The sequence below is a fragment of the Halomonas sp. BDJS001 genome (genome assembly GCF_026104355.1).
In the GTDB taxonomy this organism is placed as follows: Bacteria; Pseudomonadota; Gammaproteobacteria; order Pseudomonadales; family Halomonadaceae; genus Vreelandella.
Genome location: NZ_CP110535.1, coordinates 3,115,293 through 3,126,790 on the forward strand (window position 1 = coordinate 3,115,293; position 11,498 = coordinate 3,126,790).

Genomic DNA, 11,498 nt, shown 5'->3' on the forward strand with positions numbered 1-11,498 from the left:
CTCAACCCTTATTCGGTGATGGTTTGCGCGGGCCATTGCGGGTGCGCCGGGGGCCACGACGGGTGGCGGGCTTATCGCCATTGGCTTTCTTCTCACCCGCCTTTTTTGCGCTATCGCCTTTCACACCAGCGCCTTTAGCACCAGCACCCTCTTGCCCACCACGGCTCTTACGCGGCTGGCGGCGGGGGCGAGGTTTTTCATCCCCCAGACCGAAGTCAATCTTACGGTCATCCATATCCACACGCGCCACCTGCACGGTAAGGCCATCGCCCAAGCGATAGGTCGTGCCGGTGCGCTCACCTTTAAGGCGGTGCTTCTCAGCTTCGTAGTGGTAGTAGTCCGAAGGCAGCGATGTCACATGCACCAGACCTTCTACGAAGAACTCATCCAGGCGTACAAACAGACCGAACTGAGTGACAGAAGCAATGGTTCCTTCGAACATCTCGCCGAGCTTGTCAGACATAAACTCGCACTTCAGCCAGCTCTCTACGTCACGGGTGGCTTCGTCGGCGCGGCGCTCGGTCATTGAGCAGTGTTCGCCCAGCTCCAGCATCTGCTCAAAGGTATACGGACACCACTTGCTTGGCGGCTCAACCGGGGCACCTTCTACGCGCAGCACCGTGTTGGTCTGACGTGGGCCGCGGATCACCGAACGAATAGCACGGTGCACTAACAGATCAGGATAGCGGCGAATTGGCGAGGTAAAGTGGGCGTAGGCTTGATACGCCAAGCCAAAGTGACCTTCGTTTTGTGGCGAATAGACCGCCTGATTCATCGAGCGCAGCATGACCGTTTGGATGATATCGAAGTCAGGGCGATCAGCAATCGCCTCACGCAGCGCCTGATAATCCTGTGGCGTCGGCATATCACCACCGCCAACAGAAAGCCCCAGCTCGTTTAAGAAGAGGCGCAGTTTGTCGAGGCGCTCTGGCGTTGGCCGCTCATGAATCCGGTAGAGTGCCGGCAAATCATGCTTATCCAGGAAGCGAGCAGTCGCCACGTTGGCGGCCAGCATGCACTCTTCAATAAGTTTATGAGCATTGTTACGGCTACGCGGAACAATTTTTTCGATTTTGCGCTCGTCGTTGAAGATGATCGCCGTTTCAGTGGTATCAAAATCAATAGCGCCACGTTCCACACGCGCTTCTCGCAACAAATAATAAAGCTCTTCCAGATTTTTCAGCGGCTTAACAAGCTCGCTGTGTTCTGCCCGAAGCGCCTCACCCTCTTCGCTCTCCTCATCAAGGATGGCGGCCACCTTGTTATAGGTCAGGCGAGCATGGGAGTTCATCACAGCTTCATAGAAGCGGTAGCGGCTAATCGCACCGGTTTGCGAGATATTCATCTCACAAACCATGACCAAGCGATCCACATGGGGGTTAAGCGAACAGAGCCCGTTGGAGAGTAGCTCCGGCAGCATGGGCACCACTTGCCCAGGGAAATAGACCGAGTTGCCCCGAGTCCGCGCTTCATCGTCAAGAGCCGTACCGGGACGTACATAGTGGGAAACGTCCGCGATGGCGACGAGCAGCTTCCAACTGCCGGATTTGGTTTTCCAAGCACACACCGCGTCGTCAAAGTCTTTGGCAGACTCATCGTCAATGGTAACCAGCGGTACATCACGCAAGTCGACGCGGTGCTGCTTATCCTCTTCCAGCACTTCCGCTGAAATACCAGCGATCTGATCCAGCACTTCAGGCGGAAATTCTGCAGGAATATCGTAACTGCGAATCGCAATATCAATTTCCATACCAGGATCCATACGCTCGCCCAGCACTTCGATCACCTCCCCCACCGGCTGTACACGGGTGGCCGGCTGCTGAACGATTTTGGCCGAGATCACCTGACCATCTTTAGCCCCACCGCAGGCGCTATGAGGAATAATCACTTCCTGAGTAATACGCGGATTTTCCGGAATTAGAATGCCGAACTCGGGGGTATTACTGCGGTAAACGCCGACGATGGTTTGCGTGTTGCGCGCAATGACATCGGCAATGGTCGCCTCATCACGACCACGGCGATCTCGGCCGCTAATGCGCGCGAGCACGTGGTCTCCGTGAAAGACACGGCGCATTTGGCGCGGGGGCAATACCAGGTCGGGTTTTTTGCCATCATCGCGCAGCAGAAAACCGAAGCCATCACGGTGCCCAAGCACCTTGCCTTTAATCAGATCGAGTTTGTCGATCAGCGCATAGGCACCGCGGCGATCGCGCAGCACCTGGCCGTCGCGCTCCATCGCCGCCAATCGGCGCCTGACGGCTTCGATCAGCTCTTCGTCTTCCAGCCCCAGCATGCGGCTCATATTTTCGTGGGTAATCGGCTTACCGTAGCTTTCTAACGCAGCCAGAAGATACTCACGGCTCGGCGCTGGGTTGCCATATTTATGCGCCTCGCGCTCAGCGTGCGGATCATCACTCAACGTCCAGTACTTCATGCGATCAACATCCTTGATGGCGTCATTTGCGAGAGGCATAAAAAAGGCGCAAACGCGGTGCGTTGCGAGCTGGGTATTTCAGCGCTTGATAGGCTGAAATGAATAGGGTTTTGTTTAGTCATAGGCGCAGTATAGCGCTGCACGTTCAATCACCCAACCGTCTTAGACGTTGTTTATACAATTTAACTTATAAAAAGCGCCTGCGGGGTCTTGCATTTAACCATCACCCCGGTATTATACGCGCCACTTGCCCAGATGGCGGAATTGGTAGACGCGCTAGCTTCAGGTGCTAGTGTCCGTATGGACGTGGAGGTTCAAGTCCTCTTCTGGGCACCAAACTGCTTTTATGCTATTTATTTGTATAAGCAGGACGGTGCTAAGGCAGGTGGTAACAAGCAAGGCAAGGTTTGTGTTCGCCCAGGTGGCGGAATTGGTAGACGCGCTAGCTTCAGGTGCTAGTGTCTGTATGGACGTGGAGGTTCAAGTCCTCTCCTGGGCACCATACGAACACAAACGGTAAGTAGCTAATCAAAGCGTTAGATGATGCGCCCAGGTGGCGGAATTGGTAGACGCGCTAGCTTCAGGTGCTAGTGTCCGTATGGACGTGGAGGTTCAAGTCCTCTCCTGGGCACCATGATTTACCCATGGGCCAGTCCGCATCATTATATACTCTTCATATATTCTCGACTCTCTATAGTCTCCCCTCATCGCCTAGACATTTCTTTCTCCTTCTTCAGAATTTACACCAACAGTCGTGCAGTATTGCTGCTTCTTCGTCTTTTAGATTTTAACCTCAAGACATTTCTGTCTATATGGCCAGATAATCTATCAGTGGCCCATGCATTCAACGCATACCCCCATTCCGAGTCTTCGCTTTATGTCAGGATTAGAATGGCGTTAGGTTGTTATGCCATGAAATTCATGCATAGCAATAACGATAAAGGGAGAACGGTATGCCGATACCATCGCTGCGACCGCTGGTCTTCTGGCCAACATTTCTGGTTCTATTTGCTGCAGTCATTGCCAGTTATATCAATTTAGACGCCTTTCTAGCCGTTGCGAGTGGGCTAAATTCAGCCATCCTGAATAATTTTTCATGGCTGTTCAGTATAGGTAGCCTCTACCTTCTCGTTATGGCGGTTATTGTTTACTTCTCTCCAATCGGCCATGTTCGCATTGGTGGCCCTGATGCAAAGCCGCTTTTATCACCTTTGCGCTGGTTCTCGATCACCCTTTGCACCACATTGGCTGTCGGCGTTCTGTTTTGGACCACCGCGGAACCGCTTTATCACTTCATGAGCCCGCCAAGTTCAAGTGGCTTAGAGGCGGGCTCCAGTGATGCCATGGTGTTTGCGATGTCGACCATGTTTTTACACTGGACGTTCACGCCTTACGCTATTTATGCCGTACCCGCACTAATATTTGCCCTGGCGTTTTACAATTTGCGCCTGCGTTTTTCTATTTCCAGCATGCTGGAACCTCTTTTCGGCTCAAGGATTAGACGCTTCGCAGGACTTATTGATGCAATTTCACTCTATGCCCTGGTAGCAGGCATGGCTTCTTCGCTGGGCACCGGCGCCTTAACGCTGGCGGGTGGTGTGGGTCAATATCTGGGGGGCGAAACCAGCCCGCTAAGGCTCGGTATCATTGTTGCCATTATTGTAACAACGTTCGTTCTTTCCGCCGCCAGCGGACTGCAAAAAGGCATTGCGCGATTCTCTTCTCTAAATGCAGTCCTGCTGCTTATTCTGGGCTTGTTCGCTTTCGTCGCGGGTCCCACCATTTTCCGCTTGGCTCTCGGGGTAGAGTCGTTCGGGGTGTTTATCGATAACTTTCTTACCAAGAGCCTGTTTACCGGCGCGGCGGGGGAAGATCAGTGGCCTCAGTGGTGGTCTATATTCTATTGGGCCGTCTGGTTCTCCTGGGCACCTGTCGCCGCCCTGTTTCTCGGTAAGATATCCCGCGGCTACACCGTGCGTGAGTTTCTTCGCGTTAACCTGCTTTACCCCGCGCTGTTCGCCAGCGTCTGGATTCTGATCTTTTCTGGAACTGCGCTTTACTATCAGGCCCACACTGGGGTCGATCTTTACGCCATCCTCAATGACCGCGGGGTGGAAAACGTGCTCTATGAGCTATTCCGGCAACTACCCTTTTCAGGGCTGTGGATACCGCTACTGCTGTTCATTGCTTATATCTCTTATGTAACCGCCGCTGACTCCCAGACCGATGCCATCGGCAATCTCTGCACCCGTGGGCTGACAGCGGATTCAGACCTCAATGCAGGGATTGCCATGAAAGTCACCTGGGGGGTGATCGTGGGTATCGTCGCCTGGGTGATGGTGAGTTTCGTCGGCATTGATGGCGTCAAGATGCTGTCTAATCTGGGCGGACTTCCTGCACTTTTCATCGTACTGATGGCAACAGGTTCGCTTTGGGTCTGGCTAAAAAACCCTGAGCAACTTAATCGTGTTCCTACACTCACCAGTAACAAGCGTGACTCATGAATATCAAGCAGGATTTTCCGCATCGCACCCACGAAATAGAGAATACTTGGATTCCACTGGCAGACGGCACCCGCTTAGCTGCACGTATCTGGTTGCCCGTTGACGCCGAAGCACAACCGGTTCCAGCCATCCTGGAATATCTCCCATACCGAAAGCGAGATGGAACCGCGATTCGCGATGAATTGACCCATCCCTACTTCGCGGGTCACGGCTATGCCTGCGTTCGAGTGGACATGCGCGGAAACGGCGAATCAGATGGTTTGATGGAAGATGAGTACGCCCCTCAAGAGCAGGCAGACGCCCTTGAAGTCATCGAGTGGATTGCCAGCCAGCCTTGGTGCAACGGTCAGCTTGGCATGATGGGCATATCCTGGGGCGGTTTTAATAGCCTGCAAGTCGCCGCTTTGCGCCCCGCGCCGCTCAAGGCCATCATCACGCTCTGCTCAACCGATGACCGCTACGCCGATGATATTCACTACAAGGGCGGCAATATGCTGCTGGAGAATCTGGGCTGGGCGGCCACCATGCTGAGTTTTTCAGCGGCGGTACCAGACCCCGCATTAGTGGGCGCCAAATGGCGCGATATGTGGAAGGCTCGCCTCGACAATATGCCGCTGCTGGCTGAAACCTGGCTCACCCACCAGCATCGCGATGCGTATTGGAAGCATGGTTCTATCTGCGAGGAGTATGCCGACATTGAAGCGGCCGTTTACATGATAAGCGGCTGGGGCGACTCCTATATCAATACGATCCCTAGAATGATGGAGCATCTTCAATGCCCGAAAAAAGCGCTGCTGGGCCCTTGGATGCACAAGTATCCGCACTTTGCACTGCCTGATCCGGCTATTGGCTTTCTGCAGGAAGCGCTGCGTTGGTGGGATTACTGGCTCAAAGGTATTGAAACAGGCGTCATGGACGAACCCGCCTGCACATTTTACCTTCAGGATGGCGTGGCTCCTGCGCCTAAGTATCGGGTGCGGCCAGGGAAGTGGGTGCGCACCCATGGCTGGCCAGCCCCTAACGACGAGTGCGCATCCATCACGCTGACCTTGGGTGATCGCGGTCTCGCCCCCGCCACCCAGCTAAGCCAAGATCGCTTGATTGCATCGCCGCTTACTACGGGCGCACTGCAGGGGGAGTATATCCCGTTATGGTTTGGCGCCGACTTCCCGCCCGACCAGCGCCGTGACGATGCGCTGTCGCTAACATTTGACTCCGAACCGTATGCACATGGGCTCGACATTCTGGGGCAGCCTTGTGTTTCACTGACGCTGGTTAGTCACGAGGCGTGCGGCCAACTGCACGCACGCCTATGCGACGTATCACCTAGCGGTGAAAGTGCTTTGATCACCTACGGCACGCTCAACCTGAACTTGCGCGACGACGCAGGCACAATTACTCCCCCCATTCCTGGTGAGGCCATGCAGGTAAGGCTTGCCATGGATCTGATTGGCTATCGGTTGCCCAAAGGGCACCGTTTACGGGTCGCACTCTCCAGCGCCAGCTTTCCACTGGTGTGGTCGCCTAAAAAACGCGCTGACCTGACCCTTAAGTCTGGGACGCCTAGCCTGGAGCTGCCGTTATCCAAAGCGCCCTATATTCCCATGCCTTTCGAGCCGCCAGAAAGTGCTCCGCCCTGCCGGGTGGACACCATACGCACTGGCCATCCCAAGCGCACAATCAGCGAAGATGTGGGCAGCGGCGAGGTAAGCGTCATCATTGAAGATGATATGGGGGACATCAACTTTCTTGATCACGGCTTACAGGTTGAACAGTACGCCAAGGAGACTTACACCAGTCATCCTGACGATGCCACCCGGACACGCGCCAATATCGAATGGGTGTACCGCGCTCGCCGTGAAGGCGAAAAAGATAGCTTTGCCGTTACCGTGGTCAGCCGCTACCACCTACACTGCGATGAAAGCATGTTTTACCTGAATGCCGAGCAGCACGCATATGAAGACGACAAATTGGTGAGCGATAAAGCTTGGCAGCGAGAAATTCCCCGTACAGCCATCTAGCCTCGGCTATCCAGCCGGGCGGCAGTCGCCGCTCGGCGGTGGTATGCTTGCAACCACTGACTCCCTATTGTAAGGCTTGCTCCATGCGTGATGCTTTACCGCCGCTATCTTGCCTGCGCGCTTTTGAGGTTGCCGCACGATACTGTAGCTTCACGCAAGCCGGAAGCGAGCTAAACCTCTCGCAAAGCGCGATTAGCCGGCAAATCAAGCGCCTTGAGCATGACCTAGGGCGCCTCCTTTTTGAACGACATCACGAGGGACTGCGGCTCACCCCCACCGGGGAGCGCTACTTTCGCGTTGTGCAACGACTATTGCGCGATCTGGGCGATGAAACTGCGCGCCTCAGGCGGCGCGGAGATGACCGGCAATTAACCCTCGCTTCAAGCCCCACCATTGCCTCGATCTGGCTGGCCCGTCAGCTGCCCGCCTTCCAGCGCGCTTACCCCAATATCGAGATACGCATCCTAACGGTAGAAGACCCGCATCGCCTTGATCTGGCGGAGTTTGACCTGGGCATCTATTACCACGTTCCCCATGAAGTCGATCCCCCGGGGCTTTTAGCGAATGCCATTTTTGAATGTGAGAAGGTAGCGGCCGTTTGTAGTCCGATTTACCTGGAGCGTCACGGCAACACCATCAAGCCTGAACAACTGCTCGTGGATCACACACTAATGGTTGTAGAAGACCACTACCATGACTGGCTTACCTGGGAGATCTGGTTCCAAGAACTTGGATTAGCGTGGCAGGCGCCGCTACATACGCTGCGCGCAAACAGCTTCCAACTACTGATGAATGCTACTCTGGCTGGGCAAGGAGTGACCTTAGGCTGGATGCGACTTTTAGATGCCGAACTGCAACAGGGGAACCTTGTTCAAGCACTGCCGCTCACCATACCCAGCCGGGGAAAGCTCTCGCTCTTTACGCCACAGCATCGACACCTGACAGAGCCCATGCGCGCCTTCCGCCATTGGGTATTGGATAAAGACGACTCCCAGATAGGTCAGCCGCTAAGTACTTAAACGACTATTGATAACGCCCTGGCCGCTTCGCTACTTCTTCCAGCGCCCACCCTTGTGTACGCAGCTCGCCTTCCAGTACAGCCTCAAGCGGTGGTGTCAGGTCTGGGAAGAAGTTAAGTCCTGTGCGCGCTTCAATTTCATCGATGGTCACTAAGTAGTCATCTAACGGCTCATTGCCGCGCACGTCTTGCGGCATGATGAAGGCCAGCGCGAGAGGCCCTTCGCTATGCGGCACCACGATGATTTTATAAAACGCTTCCGGCACTTCAACCAGCCCAACGCGATTAAAGACGTTATCCATAAAGTGTTCTGGAAAAATGGGGCCGGTAATCACTTGCAAACGGTCAAAACGCGGCGCGAAGTGATCCATGACCGCTTCTTCCAAGCGCTGCCAGAGCTGTCGGTTCAGGTTGGGCCGCTGGGGGGTCATATTACTCATTAGGAAGGTATCGACCTGGGCACTTCGACCATGCACGGCGGCAATCGCATAATTGGGCGCCATATGCCCTCGATCATAGCCACTACCGGCGTAGCTATCGGTGCCTATCGGCCATAGCGTGCGCCAATCGGCTTGAAAATTTGGCCTTGGGCCAATGCTCGAGTCGTCTACTGCTTCAACCTGATAGCTTACCCATAGCGGATTGACCCGCACATCGGACCAGCCCACCAAGTAGCCATCATTGCGCAATACCCGGTGCATCGTGGTAGGGCGAAACTCCTCCCAAGTGGGCACCCCCATCCAGGTGTAAGCATCTTTATGCTGGCGCTCCTGAAACTCCCATAGTCCTGTGCCAACCACCAAAAAAGCACGGCAATGCCCAGGCGTCGCCCCTGCCGACGCCAGCTCAAAAGCGATGTTCCCAACAGACTGTCCCCTTGTTAAATGCTTACATTAGCGTTTTTTCATTTTTACTGCGTTCGTGAACGCTTTGCGTGTAACCAAATAATAAAGGGCTACCAACCCAAAGAGAACATGGTTTCAAGATCGTGGCGGGAGTGAACCTGCATGGCATTCAGGGTTTCGGTATCGCTGATGCCTTCTACAGCGTTCAGGCGCTCCGTCACCAATTCGGCCAAGCTTTCAAAATCACGGGTGCGAGCAATGGCTACTAAGTCGTAGCGGCCACAGGTGGAGTAAACTTCGCTAATGCCCTCTACATCGGCCAGGCGCTCGGCCACAGCCTTAACCTGTCCTTTATCGGTATTGATTAAAATGACTGCGTTTTGCATGGCGCGCCTCTTTAGAGAAATATAGGTTAGAGAAAATAGTCAAAAGTTGAGAGAAAATGGTCATAAAAGTAGTGTCAAAGCTGGGCAGAGTATAGCAGCGACGAGGAAGCGAGCGCAGCACTCGGCGACAGCGTGACCAATTGTCGCTATACCTGCACCAGTATTCGCACAACCTTTGTACATCCGCTAGCATGTAGTGAAGTATAGGATTGAAAGATGCAGCCAAAAGCTCCGGCTTATATGATGATGCGGAGCATAAAGAGGTGGAGAACCACCCGATAACGTGACCAAACGTCAGACCGTGACGATAAGGAGTAATCATGGCTAATAAAAGCCGTCGTGACTTTATGCGCAACAGCATGCTGGGCCTTGCGGCCCTGCCACTGGGAGCGGGCATTCTTTCTAAAAATGCTTTCGCCCAAGAGCTGCCACGCCTTGATCCTTCCTCAAGCAATGCCCAAGCGCTGAACTACGTGGAAGACGCCAGTGAAGCCAGCGATCACCCTGCGTATGAAGAGGGCGAACGCTGCGATAACTGCATGTTCTACAAAGCAGAAAACGAGGGCTGCCAGCTATTTCCGGAGAATAGCGTAGCGCCTGCTGGCTGGTGCCAATCCTGGACCGCCCAAGCTTAAGCATCTAACACTTGATCGCTGATAAATACCTCTACCCCGCCTTTTGAGCGGGGTAGCTTTGTTGAAGACACGCTAGCGGCTAAGAGGTCGGGCTTTCATCCTCTACCGGCCAGTGAAAACGTCGCGTTACCCGCCCCTCTTGCAAAGAGACGAGATGAACGGGAAAGCCCCATAGCTGCTGTAGGTGGCGAATAACGGGATAGACACTGCGCCCCAAAGGGCGCCGACTATCCTGGACATGATGAAGGGTCAAAGAGCGATCTCCGCGAATAGCCGCTTCGACCACTTGAATATTGGGTTCGCGGACGGAGAGTGCGTACTGGGTGGCAAGTGCCTCACGCACCTGCCGGTAGCCCTGCTCGTTATGAATCGCTGCGACCTCAAGCGTCTCTACCTGATCATCATCCACGACCAAAAACAGCTTATGGTCGCGCATCACCTTCGGTGATAGAAACTGCTGGATAAACGACTCATCCTTGAAGTTGCGCATGGCAAACTCCAGCGTTTCCCGCCACGGAGTGCCTGCAATATCAGGAAACCACTCACGATCCTCATCGGTGGGCGCTTCACAGATCCGCTTAATATCCATAAAGATCGCGAAGCCTAGGGCATAGGGGTTAATCCCGCTGAAGTGAGGGTTGTCAAACGCGGGCTGGTTAATCACTGCGGCATGCGACTGTAAAAACTCCAGCATCAATCCTTCATCGACATTGCCGTCGTCGTAGAGTCGGTTCATCAGCGTGTAGTGCCAAAAGCACGCCCACCCCTCATTCATTACCTGGGTTTGCCGCTGAGGATAAAAATACTGCGCCAGCTTGCGGACAATACGCACGATTTCACGCTGCCATGGCGCCAACAGCGGCGCATTTTCTCGATAAAATAGAGTAGATTCTCCTGGGGCTCCGGCGGGTATTGACCGCCGCTATGCAACCCGAGCGGATCATCTTCTGCATGCAGGCTGCCAGGTAGCGGTGCTTCCCCAGTGGATGTCTCCGGAATAGTACGCCAGAGCATATTAACCTGGGTCTGCAGATAGGCTTCGCGCTCCTCCTGACGCTTCGCTTCCTCTTCGGCGGAGATCGGCGATGGGCGCTTGTAACGGTCGACTCCGTAGTTTTGCAGCGCATGGCAAGCATCCAGTAACTGCTCAACGGCCTGCACCCCGTGGCGCTCTTCACACTTGGCGATATATTTACGCGCAAACACCAGGTAATCAACGATTGACGAGGCGTCGGTCCAGGCGCGGAACAGGTAGTTGCCCTTAAAGAAAGAGTTGTGGCCGTAGCAGGCGTGGGCCATCACCAACACCTGCATCATCAGCGTATTCTCTTCCATTAAATAAGCGATGCAGGGGTCGGAATTGATCACCAGCTCATAGGCCAAGCCCATTTGGCCGCGCTTGTACGCCTGCTCAACGGCCAGAAACTGCTTGCCGAATGACCAGTGGTGGTAACCCACCGGCATACCGACACTGGCGTAGGCGTCCATCATCTGCTCGGTGGTAATGACTTCTATCTGGTTGGGATAGGTATCCAGCCGATACTCATCGGCGAGCCTTGCCAGCTCCGCATCAAAACGCTCCAGTACGCTGAAGTTCCAATCGGAGCCGGTAGCAATCGGCTTACGCTTGCGGGTCGCACTCATAGCCCACTCCT

General features: G+C 54.4%; 6 protein-coding genes, 3 tRNA genes and 2 pseudogenes. 7 read left to right on the top strand and 4 right to left on the bottom strand.

Features of this window, described 5'->3' with window-relative positions:
• Position 1: 1 nt before the first annotated feature.
• Positions 2-2,434 (bottom strand): ribonuclease R, encoded by a 2,433-nt coding sequence (rnr, locus tag OM794_RS14445; RefSeq protein ID WP_226251403.1) that lies wholly within the window; start codon positions 2,432-2,434, stop codon positions 2-4.
• Between the two features lie 249 nt (positions 2,435-2,683).
• On the opposite strand from rnr, the gene OM794_RS14450 reads away from it, so the two are divergent.
• The 6 genes from OM794_RS14450 (at position 2,684) to OM794_RS14475 (ending at position 7,978) form a co-directional block, all read left to right on the top strand.
• Positions 2,684-2,770 (top strand) — tRNA-Leu (locus OM794_RS14450).
• Between the two features lie 79 nt (positions 2,771-2,849).
• Positions 2,850-2,936: transfer RNA gene (locus tag OM794_RS14455), tRNA-Leu, on the top strand.
• Positions 2,937-2,981: 45 nt separating this feature from the next.
• A tRNA-Leu gene (locus OM794_RS14460) sits at positions 2,982-3,068 on the top strand.
• A gap of 319 nt (positions 3,069-3,387) precedes the next feature.
• Entirely contained in the window at positions 3,388-4,938 is a 1,551-nt protein-coding gene (locus OM794_RS14465) for a BCCT family transporter (RefSeq protein ID WP_226247039.1), read from the top strand.
• Positions 4,935-6,959, top strand: a complete 2,025-nt coding sequence (locus OM794_RS14470) for a CocE/NonD family hydrolase (protein ID WP_226247040.1) — start codon at positions 4,935-4,937, stop codon at positions 6,957-6,959. Before OM794_RS14465 ends, OM794_RS14470 begins: the two co-directional genes overlap by 4 nt.
• 83 nt (positions 6,960-7,042) lie before the next feature.
• Positions 7,043-7,978 (top strand): LysR substrate-binding domain-containing protein, encoded by a 936-nt coding sequence (locus tag OM794_RS14475; RefSeq protein ID WP_226247041.1) that lies wholly within the window; start codon positions 7,043-7,045, stop codon positions 7,976-7,978.
• A 4-nt stretch (positions 7,979-7,982) separates the two neighbouring features.
• On the opposite strand, the pseudogene OM794_RS14480 reads toward OM794_RS14475, so the two are convergent.
• Positions 7,983-8,842 (bottom strand): annotated as a pseudogene (locus tag OM794_RS14480) (DNA/RNA non-specific endonuclease).
• A 90-nt stretch (positions 8,843-8,932) separates the two neighbouring features.
• Positions 8,933-9,208: an Lrp/AsnC family transcriptional regulator gene (locus tag OM794_RS14485; protein ID WP_008958975.1), complete on the bottom strand. Its 276-nt coding sequence runs from the start codon at positions 9,206-9,208 to the stop codon at positions 8,933-8,935.
• Positions 9,209-9,528: 320 nt separating this feature from the next.
• Here OM794_RS14485 and OM794_RS14490 point away from each other — a divergent pair, with 320 nt between their 5' ends.
• A complete protein-coding gene (locus OM794_RS14490; RefSeq protein ID WP_088699078.1) occupies positions 9,529-9,843 on the top strand; it encodes a high-potential iron-sulfur protein in 315 nt (104 codons plus the stop codon).
• Positions 9,844-9,922: 79 nt separating this feature from the next.
• On the opposite strand, the pseudogene OM794_RS14495 reads toward OM794_RS14490, so the two are convergent.
• Positions 9,923-11,487: pseudogene (locus OM794_RS14495) on the bottom strand (SpoVR family protein).
• Positions 11,488-11,498: the final 11 nt, after the last annotated feature.